General features: G+C 63.7%; 31 protein-coding genes. 15 read left to right on the plus strand and 16 right to left on the minus strand.

Annotated elements, in window-relative coordinates; translation table 11 throughout:
- Positions 1-29 precede the first annotated feature (29 nt).
- From MnOB_RS20610 to aroC, 4 genes are all read right to left on the minus strand, one after another.
- Positions 30-575 (minus strand): 1,2-dihydroxy-3-keto-5-methylthiopentene dioxygenase, encoded by a 546-nt coding sequence (locus MnOB_RS20610; protein ID WP_077526082.1) that lies wholly within the window; start codon positions 573-575, stop codon positions 30-32.
- Between the two features lie 87 nt (positions 576-662).
- The gene (locus MnOB_RS20615; protein WP_077526083.1) at positions 663-1277 is read right to left on the minus strand and encodes a methylthioribulose 1-phosphate dehydratase; all 615 of its coding nucleotides are present in this window, start codon (positions 1275-1277) and stop codon (positions 663-665) included.
- Positions 1274-2434 (minus strand): MFS transporter, encoded by a 1161-nt coding sequence (locus MnOB_RS20620; protein ID WP_077526084.1) that lies wholly within the window; start codon positions 2432-2434, stop codon positions 1274-1276. Before MnOB_RS20620 ends, MnOB_RS20615 begins: the two co-directional genes overlap by 4 nt.
- Positions 2431-3522: a chorismate synthase gene (aroC, locus tag MnOB_RS20625; RefSeq protein ID WP_077526085.1), complete on the minus strand. Its 1092-nt coding sequence runs from the start codon at positions 3520-3522 to the stop codon at positions 2431-2433. The genes MnOB_RS20620 and aroC overlap by 4 nt, the downstream gene beginning before the upstream one ends.
- A gap of 133 nt (positions 3523-3655) precedes the next feature.
- On the opposite strand from aroC, the gene MnOB_RS20630 reads away from it, so the two are divergent.
- Both MnOB_RS20630 and MnOB_RS20635 read left to right on the plus strand, forming a co-directional pair.
- Positions 3656-4636, plus strand: coding sequence for an alpha/beta hydrolase (locus tag MnOB_RS20630; protein WP_077526086.1), 981 nt, complete (start codon positions 3656-3658; stop codon positions 4634-4636).
- 106 nt (positions 4637-4742) lie between these two features.
- Positions 4743-5522, plus strand: coding sequence for a hypothetical protein (locus tag MnOB_RS20635; protein ID WP_077526087.1), 780 nt, complete (start codon positions 4743-4745; stop codon positions 5520-5522).
- Positions 5523-5531: 9 nt separating this feature from the next.
- On the opposite strand, the gene prmB is transcribed toward MnOB_RS20635, so the two are convergent.
- Positions 5532-6446: a 50S ribosomal protein L3 N(5)-glutamine methyltransferase gene (gene prmB / locus MnOB_RS20640; RefSeq protein WP_077526088.1), complete on the minus strand. Its 915-nt coding sequence runs from the start codon at positions 6444-6446 to the stop codon at positions 5532-5534.
- 224 nt (positions 6447-6670) lie between these two features.
- Between prmB and MnOB_RS20645 the strand changes: the two genes are divergently transcribed.
- From MnOB_RS20645 to MnOB_RS20655, 3 genes are all read left to right on the plus strand, one after another.
- Positions 6671-7267, plus strand: coding sequence for a cysteine hydrolase family protein (locus MnOB_RS20645; RefSeq protein WP_077526089.1), 597 nt, complete (start codon positions 6671-6673; stop codon positions 7265-7267).
- Between the two features lie 103 nt (positions 7268-7370).
- Positions 7371-7691, plus strand: a complete 321-nt coding sequence (locus MnOB_RS20650; protein ID WP_077526090.1) for a hypothetical protein — start codon at positions 7371-7373, stop codon at positions 7689-7691.
- A 50-nt stretch (positions 7692-7741) separates the two neighbouring features.
- A complete protein-coding gene (locus MnOB_RS20655) occupies positions 7742-8329 on the plus strand; it encodes a Smr/MutS family protein (protein ID WP_077526091.1) in 588 nt (195 codons plus the stop codon).
- Positions 8330-8378: 49 nt separating this feature from the next.
- On the opposite strand, the gene MnOB_RS20660 is transcribed toward MnOB_RS20655, so the two are convergent.
- Positions 8379-8960, minus strand: a complete 582-nt coding sequence (locus MnOB_RS20660; protein ID WP_077526092.1) for a carboxymuconolactone decarboxylase family protein — start codon at positions 8958-8960, stop codon at positions 8379-8381.
- A gap of 89 nt (positions 8961-9049) precedes the next feature.
- Between MnOB_RS20660 and MnOB_RS20665 the strand changes: the two genes are divergently transcribed.
- The 3 genes from MnOB_RS20665 (at position 9050) to MnOB_RS20675 (ending at position 10412) form a co-directional block, all read left to right on the plus strand.
- A complete protein-coding gene (locus tag MnOB_RS20665) occupies positions 9050-9388 on the plus strand; it encodes a winged helix-turn-helix transcriptional regulator (protein ID WP_199824567.1) in 339 nt (112 codons plus the stop codon).
- A gap of 83 nt (positions 9389-9471) precedes the next feature.
- Positions 9472-10020 (plus strand): GTP cyclohydrolase I FolE, encoded by a 549-nt coding sequence (gene folE, locus MnOB_RS20670; RefSeq protein ID WP_004422399.1) that lies wholly within the window; start codon positions 9472-9474, stop codon positions 10018-10020.
- Between the two features lie 179 nt (positions 10021-10199).
- Positions 10200-10412 carry a dsRNA-binding motif domain-containing protein gene (locus tag MnOB_RS20675; protein ID WP_077526094.1) on the plus strand — a complete coding sequence of 71 codons (213 nt, stop codon included), beginning with the start codon at positions 10200-10202 and terminating at the stop codon, positions 10410-10412.
- Here MnOB_RS20675 and MnOB_RS20680 read toward each other — a convergent pair whose 3' ends face one another.
- The 4 genes from MnOB_RS20680 to MnOB_RS20695 all read right to left on the minus strand — a co-directional run bounded on the left by MnOB_RS20680 (position 10413) and on the right by MnOB_RS20695 (position 13378).
- Entirely contained in the window at positions 10413-10760 is a 348-nt protein-coding gene (locus MnOB_RS20680; RefSeq protein ID WP_077526095.1) for a GFA family protein, read from the minus strand.
- Positions 10761-10862: 102 nt separating this feature from the next.
- The gene (locus MnOB_RS20685; RefSeq protein ID WP_077526096.1) at positions 10863-11324 is read right to left on the minus strand and encodes a bacteriohemerythrin; all 462 of its coding nucleotides are present in this window, start codon (positions 11322-11324) and stop codon (positions 10863-10865) included.
- Between the two features lie 266 nt (positions 11325-11590).
- Positions 11591-12193, minus strand: a complete 603-nt coding sequence (locus tag MnOB_RS20690; protein ID WP_077526097.1) for a glutathione S-transferase family protein — start codon at positions 12191-12193, stop codon at positions 11591-11593.
- Positions 12194-12211: 18 nt separating this feature from the next.
- Positions 12212-13378 carry an aminotransferase-like domain-containing protein gene (locus tag MnOB_RS20695; RefSeq protein WP_077526098.1) on the minus strand — a complete coding sequence of 389 codons (1167 nt, stop codon included), beginning with the start codon at positions 13376-13378 and terminating at the stop codon, positions 12212-12214.
- A gap of 82 nt (positions 13379-13460) precedes the next feature.
- Between MnOB_RS20695 and MnOB_RS20700 the strand changes: the two genes are divergently transcribed.
- A complete protein-coding gene (locus MnOB_RS20700) occupies positions 13461-13916 on the plus strand; it encodes a MarR family winged helix-turn-helix transcriptional regulator (protein ID WP_107504110.1) in 456 nt (151 codons plus the stop codon).
- Here MnOB_RS20700 and MnOB_RS20705 read toward each other — a convergent pair.
- Positions 13913-14542: a hypothetical protein gene (locus tag MnOB_RS20705; protein ID WP_077526100.1), complete on the minus strand. Its 630-nt coding sequence runs from the start codon at positions 14540-14542 to the stop codon at positions 13913-13915. The two genes, MnOB_RS20700 and MnOB_RS20705, sit on opposite strands and share 4 nt — an antisense overlap.
- Positions 14543-14690: 148 nt before the next feature.
- On the opposite strand from MnOB_RS20705, the gene MnOB_RS20710 reads away from it, so the two are divergent.
- Positions 14691-15308 (plus strand): LysE family translocator, encoded by a 618-nt coding sequence (locus tag MnOB_RS20710; RefSeq protein ID WP_077526101.1) that lies wholly within the window; start codon positions 14691-14693, stop codon positions 15306-15308.
- Positions 15308-16522 carry a benzoate/H(+) symporter BenE family transporter gene (locus MnOB_RS20715; RefSeq protein ID WP_077526102.1) on the plus strand — a complete coding sequence of 405 codons (1215 nt, stop codon included), beginning with the start codon at positions 15308-15310 and terminating at the stop codon, positions 16520-16522. The genes MnOB_RS20710 and MnOB_RS20715 overlap by 1 nt, the downstream gene beginning before the upstream one ends.
- An 85-nt stretch (positions 16523-16607) precedes the next feature.
- Here MnOB_RS20715 and MnOB_RS20720 read toward each other — a convergent pair whose 3' ends face one another.
- Positions 16608-17369 carry an SDR family oxidoreductase gene (locus tag MnOB_RS20720; protein WP_077526103.1) on the minus strand — a complete coding sequence of 254 codons (762 nt, stop codon included), beginning with the start codon at positions 17367-17369 and terminating at the stop codon, positions 16608-16610.
- A 226-nt stretch (positions 17370-17595) separates the two neighbouring features.
- Between MnOB_RS20720 and MnOB_RS20725 the strand changes: the two genes are divergently transcribed.
- Complete coding sequence (locus MnOB_RS20725; protein ID WP_077526104.1) at positions 17596-18600, plus strand: NADP-dependent oxidoreductase; 1005 nt, start codon at positions 17596-17598, stop codon at positions 18598-18600.
- Between the two features lie 42 nt (positions 18601-18642).
- Here the strand turns inward: MnOB_RS20725 and pyrF are convergent, their stop codons facing one another.
- The 3 genes from pyrF to MnOB_RS20740 all read right to left on the minus strand — a co-directional run bounded on the left by pyrF (position 18643) and on the right by MnOB_RS20740 (position 21228).
- Positions 18643-19341 carry an orotidine-5'-phosphate decarboxylase gene (pyrF, locus tag MnOB_RS20730; RefSeq protein ID WP_077526130.1) on the minus strand — a complete coding sequence of 233 codons (699 nt, stop codon included), beginning with the start codon at positions 19339-19341 and terminating at the stop codon, positions 18643-18645.
- A 210-nt stretch (positions 19342-19551) separates the two neighbouring features.
- A complete protein-coding gene (locus tag MnOB_RS20735) occupies positions 19552-20295 on the minus strand; it encodes a ZIP family metal transporter (protein WP_077526105.1) in 744 nt (247 codons plus the stop codon).
- 45 nt (positions 20296-20340) lie between these two features.
- Positions 20341-21228 (minus strand): LysR family transcriptional regulator, encoded by an 888-nt coding sequence (locus MnOB_RS20740; protein WP_077526106.1) that lies wholly within the window; start codon positions 21226-21228, stop codon positions 20341-20343.
- A 90-nt stretch (positions 21229-21318) separates the two neighbouring features.
- On the opposite strand from MnOB_RS20740, the gene MnOB_RS20745 reads away from it, so the two are divergent.
- From MnOB_RS20745 to MnOB_RS20755, 3 genes are all read left to right on the plus strand, one after another.
- Positions 21319-21795 (plus strand): multidrug/biocide efflux PACE transporter, encoded by a 477-nt coding sequence (locus MnOB_RS20745; RefSeq protein WP_077526107.1) that lies wholly within the window; start codon positions 21319-21321, stop codon positions 21793-21795.
- 109 nt (positions 21796-21904) lie between these two features.
- Positions 21905-22072 carry a DUF2897 family protein gene (locus tag MnOB_RS20750; protein WP_077526131.1) on the plus strand — a complete coding sequence of 56 codons (168 nt, stop codon included), beginning with the start codon at positions 21905-21907 and terminating at the stop codon, positions 22070-22072.
- Between the two features lie 52 nt (positions 22073-22124).
- Positions 22125-22880 carry a CPBP family intramembrane glutamic endopeptidase gene (locus MnOB_RS20755; RefSeq protein ID WP_077526108.1) on the plus strand — a complete coding sequence of 252 codons (756 nt, stop codon included), beginning with the start codon at positions 22125-22127 and terminating at the stop codon, positions 22878-22880.
- On the opposite strand, the gene MnOB_RS20760 is transcribed toward MnOB_RS20755, so the two are convergent.
- Positions 22831-23652 (minus strand): substrate-binding periplasmic protein, encoded by an 822-nt coding sequence (locus tag MnOB_RS20760; protein WP_077526109.1) that lies wholly within the window; start codon positions 23650-23652, stop codon positions 22831-22833. The two genes, MnOB_RS20755 and MnOB_RS20760, sit on opposite strands and share 50 nt — an antisense overlap.
- Positions 23653-23673: the final 21 nt, after the last annotated feature.

Below are 23673 nucleotides of genomic sequence, written 5' to 3' on the forward strand. Positions count from 1 at the left end.
GAGCAAGCTCGCTCCTACAGAGGCCGGGATCAGTCTTCCAGCTGCGGGAAGCGCTTGGCGATCTCGTCGCCGGTGAACTGGGCGACCCAGCCTTCCGGATTGTTGAACAGGCGGATGGCGACGAAGTGCGGATGCTCGCCCATGTCGAACCAGTGACGGGTACCCGCCGGTACGGAGATCAGGTCGTTCTTCTCGCAGAGCACGGCATAGACGTAGTCGTCGATGTGCAGGGTGAACAGGCCACGCCCGGCAACGAAGAAGCGCACCTCGTCTTCACCGTGACGGTGTTCATCGAGGAACTTGGCGCGCAGCTCCGCCTTTTGCGGGTGGTCACTGGCCAGGCTGACCACGTCGACGGTGACGTAGCCCTGCTCCTGCATCAGTCGGTCGATCTGCGGGCGATAGGCGGCGATCACCTCTTCCTGGCTGGCACCCGGCGCGATGGGGGCGGAAGCCTCCCAGCGCTCGAAGTGCACACCGACGGACGCGAGGGTCGAGGCGATGTCATCCAGGTGGGTCAGGACCTTGTTCGGTAGGTCAGGGCTGGATTCGTGGTAGACGGTCAGGCTGCTCATCTGGGTACTCCTTGCGGGCGCCCTCCCGGCTCTCTGGCGGGTCGGACGGCACCGTTGTCAGTCAGGCATCTTCGTGCGAAGGAAGCTTCAGCGCTGGGTGATCGAGAGCGTCTTCAGTTCGCACTCGAAGAGGAATTCGAAGGCTTCGACCTGGCGCAGGGCATCGCTCATGCGCGGCCCCCAAGTATAGAGGCCGTGCCCCCGAATCAGGTATCCGACGCAGTCCGGATGCTCGTCCAGCCAGGGTTGCACCTGGGTGGCCAGGCGGGCGATGTCCTGGTCGTTGTCGAAGATCGGCACCAGCACCTGCGATTCATGGGTGCTGATACCACTGAAGGCCTTCTGCAGCTCGTAGTCGGCGAACACCAGCGAATCGGCCAGGGTCAGGCGCGACAACACGGTGGCATTCACCGAGTGGGTGTGCAGCACGGCACCGATTTCCGACTTCCAGCGATAGAGCTGGGTGTGCAGCAGGGTTTCCGCCGATGGCTTCTTGCCCGGTTCCAGGCTGTTGCCATCCATGTCGGTGGCCAGCACGTCGTCCGGGCCGAGTTCACCCTTGTGCTTGCCGGAGACGGTCAGCAGCGCTTCGGTGGCGGAAAGCCTTGCCGAGTAGTTGCTGCTGGTGGCCGGCGACCAGCCGCGACCGTACAGGAAGCGGCCGGCGTCGATGATTTCCTGGGCGAGTTTCTGGCGATTCATGCCCGCTCCTCTTGCAATTGGGTGGCAATGATAACGGCTGCGGCAAGCGCCGCGAGACTGGCGATGGCGTAAGTCCAGACGGGACCCAGGCTGCTCCAGCTGTAGCCCGAGTAGAGCGCACCTAGTGCTCCGCCGGTACCGGCGAGTGCAGCGTAGAGCGCCTGGCTCTGGCCCTGTTGGCGCAGTCCGAAACGACGTTGCACGAAATGGATGGCGGCTGCGTGAAAGCTGCCGAAGGTGGCGGCATGCAACAGTTGGGCGAATAGCAGCACCGGCAACTGGTCGGCGAAGTTGCCGATCAGCAACCAGCGCAGGGCAGCGATCAGGAAGCTGGCCAGCAGTACCACTCGCACCGAGTAGCGCGCCAGGATGCGTGCCATCACGATGAACAGGAGCACCTCGGCCACAACTCCCAGCGCCCAGAGTTGGCCAATCAGGCTTCGCGAGTAGCCGAGGGATTCGAGATAGATGGTCTGGAAGCTGTAGTAAGGCCCGTGAGACAGCTGCATCAGCCCCACACATAGATAGAAGGCCAGTACACCCGGCTGGCGCAGTTGGGCCAGGAAACCGCCCTGCCCCGGCGTGTCCGGACGCGCCTGGGGAACCGCATTGGGTACCCAGAAGCTGCTGAGGACGATTCCGGCCATGATGAAGACCAGCGCCCAGGGGTAGAGATCCAGGCTGAACAGCTCGAACAGCGTGCCCAGGCCGATCACCGTGAGAATGAAGCCGATAGAGCCCCACAGCCGCACCTGGCTGTAGCGCGCTGCCTGCTCCCGCAGATGCGCCAGGGTGATCACTTCGAACTGCGGCAACACCGCATGCCAGAAGAACGCGTGCAGGGCCATGATCAATGCCAGCCATGCGTAACTGTGGCTGACGAAGATCAGCGAGAAGGTCAGCAGCGTGCAGAACGCGCCGAAGCGCACGATATCCAGGCGTCGGCCACTGCGATCACCCAGCCAGCCCCAGAGATTGGGCGCCACGCAACGCATCAGCATCGGGATGGCCAGCAGCTCGCCGATGCGCGCACTGGAAAAGCCCAGGTGCGCGAAGTACAGGCCAAGGAAGGGCGCCGTGGCGCCCAGCAGGGAAAAGTAGAAGAGGTAGAAGCTGGACAGCCGCCAATAGGGCAGCGCGTTCGCGCTGCCGGTCACAGCTGGCCGAGCACCGGGGTATCGACCCGCACGTCGGCGTTCTGCCCGCGATGGCGCAGCAGGTGGTCCATCAGCACGATGGCCATCATGGCTTCGGCGATCGGGGTTGCCCGGATGCCCACGCAGGGGTCATGACGGCCCTTGGTGACCACGTCCACCGGGTTGCCGTTGATGTCGATCGAGCGGCCGGGGGTGGTGATGCTGGAGGTGGGCTTCAGCGCCAGGTTGGCGACGATCGGCTGGCCGGAGGAAATACCGCCGAGGATGCCGCCGGCGTTGTTGCTGAGGAATCCTTCCGGGGTCAGCTCATCGCGGTGCTGGGTACCACGCTGGGCTACGCTGTCGAAGCCGGCGCCGATCTCGACGCCCTTGACGGCGTTGATGCTCATCAGTGCATGGGCCAGTTCGGCATCCAGGCGGTCGAAGATCGGCTCGCCCAGCCCCGGCGGCACGCCTTCGGCGACGACGGTGATCTTCGCGCCCACCGAATCCTGGTCGCGGCGCAGCTGGTCCATGTAGGTCTCCAGCTCGGGCACCTTGTCCGGGTCGGGGCTGAAGAAGGCGTTCTGCTCCACCGAATCCCAGGTCTTGAAGGGAATTTCGATGGGGCCGAGCTGGCTCATGTAGCCGCGCACGGTGATGCCCTGGGTAGCCAGGAATTTCTTGGCGATGGCACCGGCGGCCACGCGCATGGCGGTTTCCCGCGCGGAGGAACGGCCGCCGCCACGGTAGTCGCGGATGCCGTATTTGTGGTGGTAGGTGTAATCGGCGTGGGCCGGGCGGAACAAGTCCTTGATCGCCGAATAGTCCTTGGACTTCTGGTCGGTGTTGCGGATCAGCAGGCCGATGGCGCACCCGGTGGTCTTGCCTTCGAACACGCCGGAGAGGATTTCCACCTCGTCGGCTTCCTGGCGCTGGGTGGTATGGCGGCTGGTGCCCGGCTTGCGGCGATCGAGATCACGTTGCAGGTCCTCGAGGGACAGTTCCAGCCCCGGCGGGCAGCCGTCGACTATGGCGACCAGCGCCGGACCATGGCTTTCGCCAGCGGTGGTGACGGTGAACAGCTTGCCGTAGGTGTTGCCGGACATGCACAGTGCTCCGCAGAAATGGGCCTCGATTCGAAGGTCGAGCAGTATACCCGCGGCGCCTGGCCAGTTCACCCCTCGAACCTTGCGCCGCCAGTTGCGTCCAACCCGCCAACCGCCAACCGACTCCGCCCCGATGCTGCGATTCTTCCTTCTACTCATCCCCCTCCTCGCCAGCCTGGCCCAGGCCGCCCCCCAGAGCGTGCTGCAACGTCCCGTCGAATTGGACACCGGCAGCGGCGTACTGCGCGGCACCCTGCTTCGCCCGAAGACCGATCAACCCGTGCCGGTGGCGCTGATCATCGCCGGCTCCGGTCCCACCGACCGCGACGGCAACAACCCACTCGGCGGACGCAACGACAGCCTGAAGAAACTCGCCCAACTGCTCGCCCGCAATGGCATCGCCAGCGTGCGCTACGACAAGCGCGGCATCGCCGGTAGCCAGGACGCCGGCACCGACGAACGCCAGCTCAGCATCGAGCTCTATGCCCGCGATGCGGCGGCCTGGGGCCAACGCCTGAAACAAGACCCGCGCTTCTCGCAACTCATCCTCATCGGCCACAGCGAGGGCGCGCTGATTGCCAGCCTGGCAGCGGAAGCGGCCGGCGCGGATGCGCTGGTGAGCATCTCCGGCAGTGCCCGCCCCATCGACCAGTTGTTGCGTGACCAGTTGCAGAGCCGCCTGCCGCCGCCACTTCTGCACCAAAGCGAAGCCTTGCTGGCCAGTCTGCGCGCAGGCCAGCAAGTGCCCGAGGTGCCGCAATCGCTGGAAGTGCTGTTCCGGCCCAGCGTGCAGCCTTACTTGATTTCCCTGTTCCGCCAGGACCCGTCGGAAGCCTTCGGTCGGCTGCGTATCCCGGCGCTTATCCTGCAGGGCAGCCACGATATCCAGGTCAGCGTGAGCGACGCGGAGCAGCTGAAGGCCGCACGGCCCGATGCGGAGCTGGCGATCATCGAAGGCATGAACCACATGTTGCGCATCGTACCCATGGACATGGGGCAGCAACTGGCGTCTTACGGCAACCCGAACCTGCCCCTGGCGCGGGAACTGGGCGAACGTATCCTGGCGTTCATTCACCAGCAGTTCGACTCCAGAAACTCGAAGATCAGTCGATAAAGGCGAAAGGTTCTGTAGGAAATCTCGCCTTGCAAGGGCAATTGCATACAGAATATGCACTGACGTACCAGATCCATCGTCACCGGCCCTTACAAGGTAATTCCCGATGACCGAAAGCCCAGCCGAACAGCAGAGCGTCGAAGAAGCCGAGCCCAAGCCCCATCCGTGGTCCGAGCTGGCGGCCGAACACTTCGACCTGCTGCGCCTTGCGCCCCTCCCCATCGACCGGCACACCGGCTCACGCCCGCTGCGCTTCGTCGAACTCGGACGCGTGGAACGCCACAGCAAGGAGCAGAGCGTGCTGCGCCTGAGCGTCGGACTTCCCGGGCAGAAAGTGCGCAAGGAGCAGAACCTTCTGGAAGTCTGGGTGGACCACCGCAGCAAGGAAGTTCGCTTCGGCCCGGACAACGGGTTGAACCTGGAACCGCAAAACCGCGGCTTGGGACGTTTCCTCCTGGCTCAGGGCATCGCCTGGGCCAAGCAGAACTGGGCGCACTATCGCGTCGAAGGTGGCGCCCTGCCCGCCAAGGATGCCCTGGACAGCGAAACGCGCCTGCGCCGCGACCATGTGCTCAAGGCGCAAGGCTTCGGGATCGAATACCTGGACAACCTACAGCTCAAAGCCAGTTACGGCGCCGGCCGGGTCAGTGAGCTGCACGGTGACTGGCACCGCGAGAAGGTCCAGATGGTGGGGCTGCAGGAAGCCGCGGCAATGCTCGAACAGGCCGACCAGAACCTGCATCGGCAGGAAGTGGAGATTCGCAAACTGGAAGAACGCATCGCCGTCTACAAGCGAGAGGACAGTGGACTGCGCTTCACCATCGCATGTCTGGTGGTTTTCGCGGTCTTCCAGGCTGGCCTGCTGATCTGGATCACAACCCGCTGACCCGAAGGGTCAGGGATTCAAGCGCGAACGGAACAGCGTCTGGTGCTCCCGGCACTGCTTGGCGCTGAGCATGAACACGCCGTGGCCACCGTGCTCGAAGTCCAGCCAGAGGAAGTCCACCTCCGGGTAGATATCCTCCACATGCACCTGACTGTTGCCCACTTCCACAATGAGCAAACCTTTCTCGGTCAGGTGATCGGCCGCTTCGGCCAGCATGCGCCGCACCAGGTCCAGCCCATCATTGCCGCAAGCCAGGCCCAGTTCGGGCTCATGCTGGTATTCGGCCGGCATGTCGGCGAAGTCTTCGGCATCCACGTAAGGCGGATTGGAAACGATCAGGTCGAAACGCTGCCCCGGCAAGCCATCGAAACCATCGCCCTGCACGGTATAGACCCGATCCTCCAGGCTGTGGCGCTCGATGTTCAGGTTGGCCACTTCCAGCGCGTCGAACGATAGATCGCCCAGCACCACCTCGGCTTCGGGGAAGGTATGGGCGCAGGCAATGCCGATGCAGCCCGAGCCCGTACAGAGGTCGAGCACGCGCGCCGGCTCCTGGGGCAGCCAGGGCGCGAAATGCTGCTGGATCAGTTCAGCGATCGGGGAACGCGGCACCAGTACCCGCTCGTCGACCACGAAGGGCATTCCACAGAACCAGGCTTCGCCGAGTAGGTAGGCCACCGGCACGCGCTCTTCGATACGCCGGTGCAGCAACTCGCGCAGGCGGGCGCATTCGTCTTCTTCCAGCCGGCAATCCAGGTAGCTGTCGGAAATCTCGTAGGGCAGGTGCAGCGCGCCGAGTACCAGTTGGCGAGCCTCATCCCAGGCGTTGTCGGTGCCGTGACCGAAAAACAGGTTCTCAGCATGGAAACGGCTGACAGCCCAGCGGATGTAATCACGCAGGGTGCGCAAGCGGGATTCAGACACGGCTACTACCTCAGGAAACGGGGCGCAGATTCTATCACCCCTGCCGCCCCGGGGCAGCCCGCGACCGCCGACGAACGGAAGCGCGCATCCGCGGCTCGATCCCCGATGCACGCTGCCCGGCGGCTGGTCGCCACGCTCAGGCCGGGCAACTGGACCTTGGTCCATGGTTCACTTATTCCGCCGCAGGGCGGACAATGGTGGCCATGTCGTACCTGGAGATTCGCATGTCCGCCCCGAAATCCATGTTCCAGCTCAGTGGCCGCGGCTATCCGCCCGCCAATCTGAACAATGCCACCCTGGTGATCATCGACGCTCAGGAAGAGTACCGCAGTGGCGTCCTCGCCCTGCCCGGCCTGGATGCCGCACTCGGCGAAATCGCCAGCCTCCTCGCCACTGCCCGTACCATGGGTAGCGCCATTGTCCACGTGAAGCACCTTGGCGTACCTGGCGGCATCTTCGACCCCCGGGGCGAGCGCGGTGAGCACCTGCCCGAAGTCGCGCCCCTGCCGGGCGAGATCGTCGTCGAGAAGCGCCTGCCCAACGCTTTCGCCGGCACCGACCTGCACGATCGCCTGCAGGCAATCGGCCATCTTGACCTGATCGTCTGCGGCTTCATGACCCATTCCAGCATCAGCACCACGGTCCGCGCTGCGAAGGACTATGGTTATCGCTGCACGCTGGTGAGCGCCGCCTGCGCAACCCGCGACCTGCCGACCGTCGACGGCGGCGTCATCAGCGCGGAAGACATGCACCGTGTCGAGGTGATCGCACTCGCCGACAACTTCGCCAGCGTGGTGCCGCAGGCCAAGGCGCTTATCTAATCCAGGGAAGCGTCGTTACATCCCGCGACATCCGCGACGGGGTAGACCGGAACAACCGCCAGCTGGCGCCGGTCATACCCCGATCTAGCAAGAGGACGTCCGGATGAAGTTATCCGATGGTTTCGATGCCCGCCGCCTCCGCCCACGGGGCCCAGGTAGCTGGCGCTGGCGTTTCGCAGCGGCCCTGTCCGCGCTCTTCGCCGTGTTCGGCGTGCTGCTGGCAATGGCCGGCACTGCCACCCTCCTTGGCCGTTCCCCTGCCCTCGGCCCCCTCAACGAGAGCACTGGCGCGGCGATCGTACTGCTGCTCTTCGGCCTGCTCTTCCTCTGGATCGGCATACTCGCCTGGCGCCTCTGCCGGCGGCGTTCGCGGCGCCGCGACGGCCTCAGCATGTCCCCCCACCTGATGAAGAAACGCGACTGAGCCTCGAGCGAGTCATTTGGGTAAACTAGCCGCCCTTCGCGGAGGCCTGCATGCAAGACGATACCCAGAAAAACGACTCCTGGAACGACGACGAAAGTTCCTTGTTCGCCGACCAGATGCGCGGCGTGAAGCGCATCCAGAATGATCGCGCCGACACCGGCAAGGTACGCGCTGACAAGAAGCAGATGGCCAACCGTCGGCAGAATGCGACCCTCAGCGTGGCCAGCGTCAAGGTCGACGGCCTGTCTGATCAGTTCGTCATCGACGTCGGCGCAGAAGACGAACTGCACTGGGCCCGAGATGGCGTGCAGGAAGGTCAGATGCGCAAGCTCAAACAAGGCCAGATCGGCTTCGACGGCAGCCTCGACCTCCATGGCATGACAGTGGAAAAGGCCCGCGAAACACTCTGGGACTTCATTGCCGAAGCCACCCGCTTCGAAGTGCGCTGCGTGCGTGTGACCCATGGCAAGGCGGCACGCCTGGACGGCAAGCGGCCGCTGATCAAGAGCCACGTCAACACCTGGCTTCGCCAGCACCCGCAGGTGCTGGGCTTTACCTCCTGCCTGCCGAAGCACGGTGGCACCGGCGCTGTCTATGTGATGCTCCGTCGGACCATGCTCGACGGTCGCGACGAGTAACCACGGATCTGCTGCGCGTCGGCGATGCTGCGTTAAAAACAGCCTCGCTCTAGCTCGCGAGATCCTGCGCTTTGTTTTTTTGGGCTGACGGAAACCTCGGCGCATGCGCCTCCAGCTCCACCCGTAGCCCCTTCGCCAGGAAGGACACGGCGTGATAGAGCCCCGCCAGCATCACGCACTCCACCAGTTGTTCCTCACTGAAGTACCCGCGTAACCGCTGCCACAACCCATCATCTATATCCGCTCGCTCGTGCAGGGCATCGGCCAGCGCCAGCAAGGCCAGCTCCGAGCCCTCCCATAACTCCGCCTGCACAGGCACCTGGCAGGTATCAGCAAGCTGAGCCTGGCTGAATCCCGCCTTGGCGTTGAATGCCGCCACGTGCACACCCCATTCGTACTCCGCGCCACAACGGGCGGTGCTGCGCAGGATCAGCAGTTCCCGCTCGCGCAGACTGATGCTGCCGCGATCCAGCAGTCCGCCAGCCATCATCCGTTGCAACACCCGCGGATTGCGGGCGACGCAGCGAAACAGCGACAACGGCGGCACACCGGGCGGCATCACCCGGTCGAAGGCGGCCTGGATGGCAGCGTCATAGGGTGGTTGGGCCGGCTGGATTCGGGGTTCATTCATGGCGATGCTCCTGTTGGGCTGATACGCTATCGAAAACGTAGCACCCACATCCAAAGATCGCTACTAAATTAGAAGCAAAAGGAATGACCATGACTACACCTCTCCCCGGTCAACCTGTCCGCGGCTCTGCCAGCGGCCGTCCGATCATGGCGCTGCTCGACCTCCTGGGCCGGCGTTGGAGCCTGCGCATCCTCTGGGAACTGCACCAGGGGCCGGCGACGTTCCGCGACTTGCAGGCCCGCTGCGAAAGCCTGTCACCTTCGGTACTGAACACCCGTCTGGGCGAGTTGCGCCAGGCATTGCTGGTGGAAAATGGCGAGGCGGGCTACTGCCTGACGGCGGATGGCGAAGAGCTGGTGCGACGCTGCCTGCCCCTCGCGGATTGGGCAGAGCACTGGGCCAACCGTCTGCCCGTGCCTGAAAAATGACTCGCACTGGCGCATGGCGCCCTTGCCAGCCGCCCCTTCGCGCCCTACCCTGCGCCTTTGCGTAAATCCCCACAGGAATTTCCATGTCCCTGGAACAGCATTACACCGCGATCCTCGGCCAGCTCGGCGAGGATGTCTCCCGCGAAGGCCTGCTCGATACCCCGAAGCGCGCCGCCAAGGCGATGCAGTACCTCTGCCGCGGCTACCAGCAGACGCTGGAGGAAGTCACCAACGGCGCCCTGTTCAGCTCCGACAACAGCGAAATGGTGCTGGTGAAGAACATCGAGCTGTACTCGCTCTGCGAACACCACCTGCTGCCGTTCATCGGCAAGGCCCACGTCGCCTACATCCCCAATGGCAAGGTGCTGGGCCTGTCCAAGGTTGCGCGCATCGTCGACATGTTCGCCCGCCGCCTGCAGATCCAGGAAAACCTCAGCCGCCAGATCGCCGAAGCCGTGCAACAGGTCACCGGCGCCCTGGGCGTGGCCGTGGTCATCGAAGCCCAGCACATGTGCATGATGATGCGCGGCGTTGAGAAGCAGAACTCCTCCATGGTCACCTCGGTGATGCTCGGCGAGTTCCGCGAGAACGCCGCCACCCGCAGCGAATTCCTCAGCCTGATCAACAACTGAGTTATCGCTGTCCCCCGAAAAAGCCGGCGCAAGCCGGCTTTTTCGTTTCCGCGCAAAACTGCCGGGACTATTGGTCAGGGATTTTTCCAGGCAATTGGATATCGGGATTCTTCGGGATGTCGCGCAATCTGGCATTCCAGAGACCACCCCATCACATGCCGAATGGAAGGAGATGGACCATGTCGACCGCAACTCCCCACCCGATACTGATCCGTGCTTCGCGCCAGAACACCCGGCACCTGCTGCCTTACTTGCACAGCCTCGCCTTGGGCGGCCAATTGGAAGCGCGAGAAAGCGGCGAGTGGCTTCTGGCCGCTGAAGATGACGCCAAGGCCGAAGAAGCGCTGGGAAAGCTTTTCGACAGCGGCCTGGTGAGCTGCCTGAGCTTCTGACTAGAAGCTCTTGCCGTCCACCTTCACCACCTTGAGCTCGTCCACGGGAACATCCTCCAGACAGCGGACATTCACTGCCGCCATGGCCTTGCCCTTGGGATCGGTCGCTTCACCGAAGGGGGCGCATCCGCAGTTGGCGCAGAAATGGTGGGCGATGTGCATGCGGTTGAAGCGGTACGTTGAGAGATCCGACTCCGGCGTGGACAAGCTGAACTGTTCGCGCGGCACGAACCAGAGCAGGTAGCCGCGCCGGCTGCACAACGAGCAGTTGCACTCCATGACCTGCTCCAGGTTGCCTTCCACCTCAAAGGCGATCTTCCCGCAGTGACAACTGCCTCGGTATTTCATGGTCGACACTCTCGGAAACGCCTGTTGGCAGGCTGGAGCGTCCAACTTAGTACAAGGCCGGAAGGTCCGCCATGAATGCGGAGACCAGGCTGTGGCCTGCTCTCAACCGAAGAATCGCCTCATCGAGCGCGAAAGCCAGCCGCTGTTGCTATCGTCCCGCGTCAACTGCTGCATGTTGGCCTTGACCGCTTCGACGTAGTTGGCGTCGTCATTGCGGATGTGATTGAACAGCCAGCGACCAAGCAGATCCTTGAGCTCGTCGGCCACGTCATCACCGGCCTGATGACGCGTGCGGAAAACGTTGACCCGCCGGATGAACAGTTCGTGGACCTTCTTGTGCGCCCGGCTGAACTGGTAGCCGGCATCCTCCAGCAGGGTTTCTTCGAAGGCGAAGTGCGACAGCGTGTAGTCGACCACTTCCTCGATCACCCGTGCCACAGCCGCCTTGTCCATCCGCAATTGGGCGGCATGCAATCCATTGATCATCTCGACGATGCGCTTGTGCTGGCCATCGATGACTTCGATGCCGGTGTCCAGATCACTTTCCCACTCGAGATACACCACTTGCTCTCCTCACCGTGCCGCCCGGCGTTGTCTGAAAAATCGAAACGGCCGGTAGGCTAGTGGCTGGCAGTTGGAAAAATCTTGATTCCAATCAATAAGATGAGAACAACCTGCAGCTGAGACGTGAACAGGTTTTCGATTCACCGTGCGGGTTCGCTGATAGGGAACACCGAACAGTCCAGAGCAACGGAGGTCCGCCAGGCGCCCGCTGTCCGCCAGAAACGAAGAAGCCGGCTTGCGCCGGCTTCTTCGTGGACCAGAAAACCTCAGTCGAACATCCCCACATGCCGCGGATGGCTGGCCACGCGATCCAGCCAGGCGAGGATCGCCGGGTAGCCGGACAGGTCGAATCCACCTTCATGGGCCACATGGGTGTAGGCATAGAGGGCGATATCGGCGATGGAATAGCGATCCCCCACGAGGTACGGCGTGCGCTGCAGTTGCTTCTCCATCACCTTCAGCGCCTTGTTCCCGCGCACCTGGCAGACCTTGTACTCTTCCAGGCGATCTTCCGGCATGCCCTTGTAGAGCTGGATGAAGCGCGCCACAGCGACATAGGGCTCGTGACTGTACTGCTCGAAGAACTGCCATTGCAGCACCTGGGTGCGCAGGCGCGGCTCCGCGGGCAACAGGGCGCTGCCTTCGGCGAGGAAGTTCAGGATGGCGTTGGATTCCCAGAGCGTGGTGCCGTCTTCCAACTCCAGTACCGGGATCTTGCCGTTGGGGTTCTTCTCGAGAAATTCGGGTCGCTCGGTCTCGCCTTTGAGGATGTCCACCGGCACCCACTGATACGGCAGGCCAAGCAGGTTGAGGATCAGCTTGACCTTGTAGCAGTTGCCGGATTTGTAGTCGCCGTGAACCTTGTACATCGCTCTACTCCTCTGTGGTCAGGCAGCTTCCGCGGCCTGGGCCTGGCGGATGACGCCTGCGAGTCGCTTCAGACCTTCGCCCAGGCGCTCGGGTGCCACATGGCTGAAGTTCAGGCGCAGGTGACCCGGGTGCTTGTCCGGGTCGATGAAGAACGGCTCACCCGGCATGAAGGCAACATTCTGCTCCAGCGCCGGCTTGAGCAGCGTGCGAGTGTCCAGCGGCTGTTTCAGGGTCAGCCAGAAGAACAGCCCGCCCTGGGGAATTTCCCAGGTAGCCAGATCACCAAAATGCTCCTCCAGTGCGACTTGCATGGAATCGCGGCGCACGCGGTAGAAATCACGCAACTCAGCCAGGTGCTGGCGGTACTGCTCAGTGCCGAACCACTGCAGCGCCTGCCACTGGCCGATGCGGTTGGTGTGCAGGTCGGCGGACTGCTTCAGGCGCAGCAGGTGCGGGAAGAGGTCCGGGGTGGCAATCAGGAAGCCCACGCGCAGACCCGGCAGCAAGGTCTTGGAAACGGTACCGGTGTAGATCCAGCTGGCCTTCTTCAGGCGGCTGACGATGGGCGTGGCGCGGCCTTCGTCGAACACCAGCTCACGGTAGGGCTCGTCTTCGATCAGGGTTACGCCGAACTCGTCCAGCAGTGCAGCGACTGCGTCACGCTTGGCCTCGCTGTAGCGGGTGCCGGACGGATTCTGGAAGGTCGGAATCAGATAGGCGAAGGAAGGCTTGTGCTGTTCCAGGCGCTGGCGCAGCGCCGCGATTTCGGGGCCATCGGCTTCCTGGGGAACGGCGATGCAATCGGCGCCGAACAGCTGGAAGGCCTGGAGGGCCGCCAGGTAGGTCGGGGCTTCCAGCAGTACTTCGGTGCCCGGGTCAATGAACAGCTTGGACGCCAGGTCGAGGGTCTGCTGCGAGCCGCTGACGATCAATACCTGGCTCGCGTCGCAAGGTACGCCAAGGGCACGCGCTTCGGCGGCGATGGCCTCGCGCAGTGCCGGTTCGCCCTCGCTCATGCCGTACTGGCCCATGCTGGCCGGCATCTCGTCCCAATCCACTTTCGGCAGCATCGGCTCGGCCGGCAGGCCTCCGGCGAAGGACATCACTTCCGGACGCTGGGCGGCGGCAAGGATTTCGCGGATCAGGGAGCTTTTCAGGCGGGCGATGCGTTCGGAGAAGGCCATGGATTGTCACCGGGTGCGGAAGCGAGGAAATTAAGTCAAACTGCTTGACCGAAACTACGACGACCACGACAGATACGTCAATATGCTTGACCTGAAAAATCCCAGCATTCAGCAAGCCGCCATGGAAGCCTTCTTCTTCGGTTACCAGGCCTTCACCAGCAAGCCGGACGAAATCCTCGCCCGTCGAGGCCTCTCGCGGGTGCACCATCGCATCCTGTTCTTCATCGCCAAGTACCCCGGGCTGAGCGTCAAGGAATTGCTGGGCTACCTGGGCGTGACCAAGCAGGCGCTGAACACGCCGCTGCGACAGCTGATCGAGATGAAACTGGTGGAGAGCGTCGCTGCCGACGACGACAAACGTAAGCGCCTGCTGGGGTTCACCGCCGAAGGCGCCAGACTGGAACAGGCCCTGCGCCGGGAACAAGCGCGACTGCTGCAACGCGCCTTTGGCGAGGCCGGGGAAGAAGCGGTGCGAGGCTGGCTGGAAGTCAACCAGGCGCTCTGCACCGCGCGGCAGACGGAAGCTGCCGAGGATTAGCTGGACGACTCCAGTTCCCGCGCACCGCGGAAGAACACCAGCATCATCGCAAGATTGCCGGCGATCAGCGGCAGCAAACCCAATAACATCAATACGATGGTGGCCATCATGATGCCGCCCACCAGGTCCAGCCAGCCCATCACCCGGAACGCCGGATAGGCGTTCTGCACCTTGAGCAGGCGCACCCCGAGCCAGGCGGTCAAAGCGCCGAGCACGGCAATCGCACCGAAGTAGAACAACATGGGCCAGCCCGGTTCGGTGCTGGCATCGCCCATCAGGACATCCAGCCACTCGATCGCCAGGCTCCCGAAGATGACCGCCCAGACCGGCGGCGCCAGCCCCTCGGCAGAAAAGCGCGCCTCGGCAAACAGCTTCAGGCGGATCAGCAAGTAGCAGCCCAACAGCGTCAGCGCCGCGCCGATCCAGTCGGAGAGACGGGTCATCAGGAGGTCTTCGGTAGCCCCGGCGGCCACGGCAACCCCCGTAAGGATGAGGGTACCCACTGCACAGGCCAGGCTCAGCCAGCCCATCAGTCTCAAATGCCCCGGCGTCCAGCCGTTCATCTGGCGGGGCCCCACGTCTTCCACCAGATCCACCCGAGGGGCGGCGTAGGGGTTCTCGTCCATGTGCGTCACTCCAGGCGGCGAAAGCATCACAGTAGCCGCAGATACCCAGGGTGCCAACCGACTGTATTGCTCAACCCGCGCGTTGCTGTATTGGGACGTTGCAAGGCACATGGCCTTAGTCTGCCGACACAACGACAAGGTGACCGCCATGAGCCTGGAACTGATCTTCGCCTTCATCCTCTTCGCCTTCGTCACCTCCGTGACGCCCGGCCCCAACAACATGATGCTTCTCGCTTCCGGGGTGAACTTCGGGGTACGTCGCAGCGTGCCGCACATGCTCGGCATCAGCCTCGGTTTCATGGTGCTGGTGATGTGTGTCGGCCTGGGGCTGTCCCAGGTATTCCAGCAGGTCCCCATGCTCTACACCGCGCTGCGCTATATCGGCGCCGCCTACCTGCTCTACCTGGCCTGGAAGATCGCCGGCTCCGGCGCACCAGATGCCAGCAACTCCGAGAAGCGGCCGAAGCCCTTTACCTTCCTCCAGGCCGCGGCCTTCCAGTGGGTCAACCCCAAGGCCTGGGTCATGGCCATCGGCGCCATCACCACCTACACGCCGCAGGACAACTTCGTGGTCAATGTGGTCCTGATTGCCGCCCTGTTCGCCCTGGTCAACTGCCCCAGTGTCGGACTCTGGACGGTCGCCGGCAGCCTGCTGCGCCGCTGGTTGTCCGAACCGCGCATACTGCGCCTGTTCAACATCGGCATGGCCCTGCTGCTGGTGGCCTCGCTCTACCCCATCCTGGTCGACGTCCACGGAAAGATCTGATGACCTCAACTTCAGAAACCCCGGCCAATCCCACGCGCCTTCGCCCCCTGGCCGACTCCTCGCCGTCGGCCATCGTGGCGGGTTTCATCGCCATGCTCACCGGCTACACCAGCTCCCTGGTGCTGATGTTCCAGGCGGGGCAGGCTGCTGGGCTCAGCAGCGCGCAGATTTCCTCCTGGATCTGGGCGCTGTCGATTGGCATGGCGCTGACCACCATCGGACTCTCGCTGCGCTACCGCACGCCCATAGTCGTTGCCTGGTCCACGCCCGGCGCTGCCCTGCTGATCACCAGCCTGCCGGGCGTGAGCTACGGCGAGGCGATCGGTGCCTTCATCGTCTGCGCCGCCCTGCTCGCCCTGGTGGGTCTGACCGGCGGTTTCGAGCGGTTGATGCGTCGCCTGCCGGGGTCACTGGCAGCTGCGTTATTGGCGGGCATCCTGTTCAAGATCGGCAGCGAGATCTTCATCGCCGCCCAGCACCGCACCGCCCTGGTGCTGGCAATGTTCTTCAGCTACCTGGTGTTCAAGCGCCTGCAACCGCGCTACGCCGTACTGGTGGCGCTGCTGGTGGGCTGCGTGATGGCGGCCGTTCTCGGTCTGCTGGATTTCAGCGGCTTCGAGTTCGCCCTGGCCGAACCGGTTTGGACGACGCCGGACTTCTCCGTCACGGCGGTGATCAGCATCGGTATCCCGTTGTTCGTGGTGGCCATGGCATCGCAGAACATCCCCGGCATCGCCGTGCTGCGCGCCGACGGTTACCAGGTACCCGCTTCGCCGCTGATCTCGGTCACCGGCATCGCGTCGCTGCTGCTGGCGCCGTTCGGCTCCCACGGCATCAACCTGGCGGCCATCAGCGCGGCCATCTGTACAGGTCCCCACGCCCATGAAGACCGCAATAAGCGCTACACGGCCGCGGTCTGGTGCGGGATTTTCTATGGCATTGCAGGGACCTTCGGCGCAACCCTGGCGGCGCTGTTCGCCGCATTTCCCAAGGAGCTGGTGCTGTCCATCGCCGCCCTGGCGCTGTTCGGTTCCATCAGCAATGGCCTGACTGCAGCCATGCAAGAGCCCAAGGAGCGCGAGGCGGCGCTGATCACGTTCATGGTCACCGCCTCGGGCATGACGCTGCTTTCGATCGGCTCAGCCTTCTGGGGCCTGATCGCCGGAGTGCTGACCCTGCTGATCCTCAACTGGGACAGCGGCAAGCAAAAATGAAGAAAGGCGCCGATTGGCGCCTTTCTCTTTTATGTGGGAGCGATTTCAATCGCGAATGAATTCGCTCCCACAAGGGATTCGGCAATCAGATTGCCGTGGCCCCGCCATCCACGGCCAAGGCATGACCGGTGGTGAAGCCTGCCGCGTCGCAGCAGAGGTAGAGCACCGCCGCAGCGATTTCCTCCACTTTGCCGATGCGTCCCACCGGGTGCATGGTGGCGACGAACTCGGCCTTCTTCGGGTCAGCCTCGTAGGCACGGCGGAACATATCGGTGTCGATCACCGCCGGGCATACGGCATTCACCCGTACCTTCTTCTTCGCGTACTCGACGGCCGCCGACTTGGTCAGGCCGATCACCGCGTGCTTGGAAGCGGCGTAGATGCTCATCTTCGGTGCGGCACCCAGCCCCGCCACCGAGGCGGTGTTGACGATGGCGCCGCCGCCCTGTGCCAGCAACAGCGGGATCTGGTACTTCATGCACAGCCACACGCCCTTCACGTTGACGCCCATGATGGCATCGAACTCGGCCTCGCTGCCCTCGGCCAGCTTGCCCTTTTCAATCTCGATGCCGGCGTTGTTGAAGGCGTAATCAAGGCGGCCGTAGGCAGCTACGACACCCGCCATCAGTGCCTGCACTTCCGCATCGCGGGTCACGTCGCAGCGAATGAAGCGCGCATCGCCACCGGCGGCGCGAATCAGCTCCACGGTGCCTTCGCCACCGGCAGCGTCCACGTCGGAAACCACCACCTTCAGACCTTCGGCGGCAAACGCCAGGGCAGTGGCGCGGCCGATACCGTTGGCGGCGCCGGTCACCAGGGCAACCTGGCCGGAGAACTGCATGCTCATCTGTGAATCCTCGACGGGAATGGAAACTGTGGCGAAGTCTAGTCAGTGACGGGCACCGGGCGTCAGCATCATCAGGGCTCTGGTGAGCACACCATCCAGATCGATGATGAACCTCGGCATGCAGGATCACGATTATCCATGCCTGCACATTCCGCCCGGCCAACGGACTTGCCCTGGCTGTGACGAGGAACTATCACCAAGACTTTCCTTTCCCGGAGTTCCTGCCATGTCCCCGCTCAATCGCCAGTTCCTCCTCGCCCAACGCCCGGTCGGTCCGGCCACTCGCGAGACCTTCTCCTATGTGGAAACCGCAGCTGGCGAACCCGCTGCTGGCCAGGTACTGGTGGAGAACCTCTATCTGTCCCTGGACCCGGCCATGCGCGGCTGGATGAACGACGCCCGCTCCTACATCGCACCCGTGGCGATAGGCGAGGTGATGCGCGCCCTGGGCATCGGCAAGGTGGTGGCTTCCGCGCACCCGGACTTCAAGGTGGGCGATCACGTCAGCGGCGTGGTGGGCGTGCAGGACTACTTCCTGGGCGAGCCGCGCGACTTCCACAAGGTGGACCCGAACCAGGCTCCCCTGCCCCTCTACCTTTCCGCCCTGGGCATGACCGGCATGACCGCCTACTTCGCCCTGCTCGACGTCGGCCAGCCCAAAGCCGGGGAAACCGTGGTCATTTCCGGCGCCGCAGGCGCAGTGGGCAGCGTTGCCGGGCAGATCGCACGGATCAAGGGTTGCCGCGTAGTGGGCATCGCCGGCGGTGCCGACAAGTGCCGCTACCTGGTGGAAGAACTGGGCTTCGACGGCGCCATCGACTACAAGGCCGAGGACCTCCACGCTGCCCTCAAGCGTGAATGCCCCAAGGGCGTGGACGTCTACTTCGACAACGTTGGCGGCGAGATCCTCGATGCCGTGCTCACCCGCATCAACCGCAAGGCGCGCATCGTCATCTGCGGGGCCATCAGCCAGTACAACAACAAGGAAGCGGTGAAAGGCCCGGCCAACTACCTGGCGCTGCTGGTCAACCGCGCACGCATGGAAGGGATGGTGGTGTTCGATTACGCGCCGCGCTTCGGCGAGGCGGTCAAGGACATCGCCGGCTGGCTGGCCAGTGGCGACTTGAAGAGCAAGGAAGATGTGGTGACGGGGCTGGAAAGCTTCCCGGAGACCCTGGGCAAGCTGTTCAGCGGAGAGAACTTCGGAAAACTGGTGTTGAAAGTGCGCTGAATTGCATGAAAGGTGCGCTGCCTGCGCAGCGCACCTTCGGCATCAGGCCAGTTCGGCGACGACTGCCGCCAGCGCCTTGGCCGGGTCAGCAGCCTGGCTGATCGGGCGGCCGATCACCAGATAGTCGGAGCCGGCATCCAGGGCCTGGCGCGGGGTAAGGATGCGGCGCTGGTCATCCTGGGCGCTGCCGGCCGGGCGGATGCCGGGCGTCACCAGTTGCAGGCGCGGATAGGCGGCCTTGAGGTCAGTGGCTTCCTGGGCCGAGCACACCAGACCATCCATGCCGGCCTTGTCGGCCAGACCTGCCAGGCGCAGCACCTGCTCCTTCGGCTCGATATCCAGGCCGATGCCGGCCAGGTCTTCGCGCTCCATGCTGGTCAGCACGGTCACGCCGATCAGCAGCGGCTTGGGGCCGTTGAACTTGTCCAGGGTCTCGCGGCAGGCGGCCATCATGCGCAGACCACCCGAGCAGTGCACGTTGACCATCCACACGCCCATCTCGGCAGCAGCCTTCACCGCCATTGCCGTGGTGTTGGGGATGTCGTGGAATTTCAGGTCGAGGAAAACCTCGAAGCCCCGGTCACGCAGGGTCGAGACGATTTCGGCTGCGCAGCTGGTGAACAGCTCCTTGCCCACCTTGACCCGGCACAGCTTGGGATCCAGCTGCTCAGCCAGCCGCAGGGCAGCTTCGCGGGTGGGAAAGTCGAGGGCGACAATGATCGGCGTCTGACAGGCGGACATGGAGGAAATCTCATACGAATCGGAAACGGCGCGCATTGTAGCGGAAGCCGGCGCGCGCCGCTGCCTCATGGAGCCTGTTTACGCGCTCGCGAGCTATGGAAAGACAAGGCGAAAACGGCTGAGAAAGCGGAGTCTACGAGCTGTAAATGAGCATTTCGAAGCCGTTTTCAACGCAGTATTTCAGACGCGCAGCAGCGAGTAGGCCGGCTCTCACACGATGTGGTCGAGCGCGAAAGCCGTCATGAACCCCGCCAGTGTGATCAGCCCCGTCCAGGCATGGGTGCTTTCGAAGGCTTCGGGAATCAGGGTATCCACCAGCATGCACAGCACCGCCCCCGCCGAGAAACCCAAGGCGAAGGCCAGCCAGTGGGGCTGAAGGTCGGCGAACAGCCCTGGACCGGCCATAGCCGCCAGTCCGGACAGCAACGCGATCACGCCCCAGAGCGCGAACACCACCCAGCCACTGCGCTTCTCCTCGCGCAGCCCGGCGGCGCTGGCCAGGCCCTCGGGCAGGTTGGCCAGGAAGATCGCCACCAGCATCAGCAGGCTGACCTCGCCACCATCCAGCAGACCCAACCCCAGGCCGAGGGATTCGGGAATGCCATCGAGAAAGGCGCCGACGGCGATCAGCAAGGCGACCATACCGCTACCACCGTTGCTGCTTTTACCTCGATGGTGGCGTTCCAGGCGATCGATGTACTGGCTGGCCAGGACGAACACGGCACCACCAGCCAGCAGCCCCGCCATAGTTGGCCAAAGTCCGCCAATTCGTTCGGCTTCGGGAATCTGGCCAAAGCAGAGGGCAGCGACCAGCACGCCGCTGCCATAGGCCATGATCGAGGCCACCACCTTCTGCGGCAGCTTCACCAGGAAGCCGATGGCGGCGCCGATCAGCAGGCTGCTGGCGGCCAGCCAACCCCAGAACCCGGCTTGAATGGTGACGGGAATCTGCATGTCCTTCCTCCTTGAATAACCGGGGCCAAGGCTACCAGAACGGTCTCAGCGCGCTGCCGGACGGTCCAGTAGGCGCTCCAACAACCAGCTCGCCGCCGGCCCCAACGGACGCTGGCGGGACCAGACCACATCCACCGCCTGACTGCGCGGCCAGCCGGGCACCTGCAATTCCTTCAGACGCCCATTGGCGTAGCCGCTGACCAGCCAGCGTGGCAGTTCGGCCCAGCCGAAACCGTTGCTGGCCATATCCAGCAACATCAGGTAGCTCGGCGCCGACCAGCAGCGGCCGCCGCTGAACGGAAGCCCGTCATCCAGCGCCATGGCGTCGCCCACGGTATTCAGGCGCAGCAGCCGCCAGCCGGCGAGGTCGCTCTCGCGTACATCGGCCAGCTGCGCGAGGGGGTGCTCCCGGGCCGCGAACAAGCCGAAGTCCGCCCGCTCGGCCACGGTCGCCGAGCCCACCTCCGGCGGATAGCTGCCCTGTGCCGCCAGCAGGCCCAGGGTGGCGCGCCCTTGCACGACCAGTTCGATCACGTCGTGATGCTCGGCGATCAGGCATTCGAATTCGAGGTCGGGATAGCGCTGATCCAGTTCCGTCAGGCGCTCTTCGTACTGCGCCGACTGGTAGGCGTCCGACAGCGCCAGGCTGACCCGTGGTTCCAACCCGCCAGCCAATTGCGCCGCAGCGTGCTGCAAGCGGTCGGATGCGGCGAGGATCTCCTCGACCCGCCCCAGCAGGGCGCGGCCGGCATCGGTCAGTTGCGGCTGGCGGCTGCTGCGATCGAAGAGTTCCAGCCCAAGGTCGATCTCCAACCGGGCGATGGCTTCACTGACGGTGGACTGGCTTTTGCCCAGCTTGCGCGCGGCGCCACTGAAGGAGCCAAGGGCGACCGCCTGGGCAAAGGCTTCAAGGGATTCAGGGGAGTAGTTCATATCGGTTTTCCCGATGGCATCTCACTTAACCCTATCCCATCAACCGATGAGAATACAGGGCATGTTTTCACTGGGAGCCAGGAGAGCACCATGACCCGGACCACCACCACCGCCGCCCTGAACAAATCCATCAAGGAGCGGGTTTTCCATGCCCTGGCCTTCGAGGGCCTGGCCGTGCTGCTGACCGCGCCCGTGCTGTCGCTGGTACTGGGCAAGTCGCTGGCGCACATGGGTGCGCTGACCCTGATGTTCTCAACCGTGGCGATGCTCTGGAACATGCTCTTCAACAGCCTGTTCGACCGGGCCCAGGGGCGCCTGGGGTTCCAGCGCTCCTTGCTGGTACGAATAGTCCATGCCCTGCTGTTCGAACTGGGCCTGATTCTGGTGCTGGTACCGCTGGCGGCGTGGTGGCTGTCGATCGGACTGCTGGAGGCCTTCGTGCTGGATATCGGTCTGCTGCTGTTCTTCCTGCCCTACACCCTGGTGTTCAACTGGACGTACGACACGTTGCGCGCCCGTCTACTGGAGGTACCGGCAGAACAGGCCGGAGAATGCAGCTCCCGCTGACGTGAAGGCGGCCCGTGTGCAGCCGCCTATCGAAATGAATGATTCTCGGGAACGTGGAAAGGCGCGCACAATCGAATAGAGTAACCACCCCTTTCCACGGGAGATGATCATGCCCTGGTATGCCTGGCTGATACTGGTCCTGGCCATCGGCTCCATAGTCGGTAGCCTGATGGTGTTGCGTGATACGGCAAAGAAACTGCCGCTGACCGAAGAGCAACTCAAGCGCATCCGCGAGCGCAATGCCGAAATGGATGCCAAGGAAGCCAAGGACCGCTGAGCCCGTGCCCTCTTCTGAAGAACAGACTGCGGCATCACCACAGGGAAGTGGCATGCCGCTTCATTTGCAACTGCTGTTTCCGCTCGTCGTCCTGGCGCTCGGGCAGGGCCTGGGTGGCGTGGAGGTGGGGGCGCTGCTGGCGGGGGTCGCCTTCTCCGGCTGGGTTCTCGCCGAACACCACTTGCCAGCCCGGCTCTGGCTGACGGTAACCCTGCTTTCCTCCATCGCGTTGGCTGCCCATCTGGTGCCGGGCTTCAGCCCGCTGGTCCTGGCTGACCCACAGCAATTGAGCCCCGATACTCCGCCCTATTCCTTGCGCCTGTCCTGGGACAAGTTGCTGGTGGGCATGACGCTGCTTGCCTGCTGGTTGGGCCGTCCGGCACTACCCGCGCCGGCCCCGCAGCGGGCAGCGATCGCTGTGCTGGCAACGCTGTTGCTGGTGCCAGCATTGGCCGTGGCAATTGGCTTGGTGGGTTGGCAGCCGAAATGGCCGCAAATGATCTGGGAATGGCTGGCGGTGAACCTGCTGGCCACGGTGCTTGCGGAAGAACTGGTGTTTCGCGGCCTGCTCCAGCCCATGCTGGTTTCCTGGCTGGGTGGGCGCAAGGGCGTGCTGCTCACGGCGGCGATCTTCGGGGCCGTCCACCTGCCCTTCAGTCCACTGTTCGCGCTAGTCGCGGCAGTTGCCGGCTTGGGTTACGGCCTGGCGTTCCACTACAGCGGCCGACTCTCGTTGGCCATTGCGCTGCACCTGGGGGTCAATCTCTGCCATCTGTTGCTACTGAGCTATCCGTTGCGGCTGGTCTGACCACCACCCCGTATCGCCCGAATATCCGCTGCAACTGGCCGCCGCTGCGTAGCTTGTCCAGCAGGGCGGAAAACTGCGCGGCGCTGATGGGCGCTCCCGGCCGCAACACGGCGTAGTGGTGATAGCTCTGGTCCAGCCGTTCGCTGGCCAGGAAGCTGCCGGCCAGGCTCGGGTTCTGCTCCAGGTAGACGCTGAAGTAAGAGCGAGTCACCAAGGCGATATCCGCCCGATCCCGCAGCAGCATGCGCAGATTGCTGTCATGGGAATAGGTGAGCTTCGCGTCGAACTCGCGCTGGAGGAATTCAGGATCGGGATTGAAGCCGGCGAAGCCGTAGTGATAGCCGTTGTAGAGTGCCAGGCGCTTGCCGGTCAGCTTGGCGAAATAGTGCTGGTCACGACCCTGCTGAGCCTTGGCGACGAAGATTTCGGCATCTTCCAGACCCAGGTCGATCCGTGCGCCAGGAATCCCCTGCCAACCCCAATCCGGATTTTCGAATACCGCGAGGTCGATCTTTCCTTCCTGGAAATCCCGGAATCGGCGGGGAATGGCAGTCGGCCGCACGACGAAGCGATAGTCCGACTGCAACTCATTGAGTGCAGCGAGCATGTCCAGCAGCAGGCCACTGGCTTCGGCCGATTCCGGCTTGATCACATAGGGTGGGAAATGCGCGCCGGCGACCTGCACGGTCTGCGACGCCACCACAGGCGCTGAAATCAGCAGGACTACGGCAACCCACAACGCCTTCAGGGACAACCCCCTGCAAACTTCCATCTCTACAGCTGCTCCCTGCAG

The organism is Metapseudomonas resinovorans, from assembly GCF_002003485.1.
GTDB lineage: Bacteria > Pseudomonadota > Gammaproteobacteria > Pseudomonadales > Pseudomonadaceae > Metapseudomonas > Metapseudomonas resinovorans_D.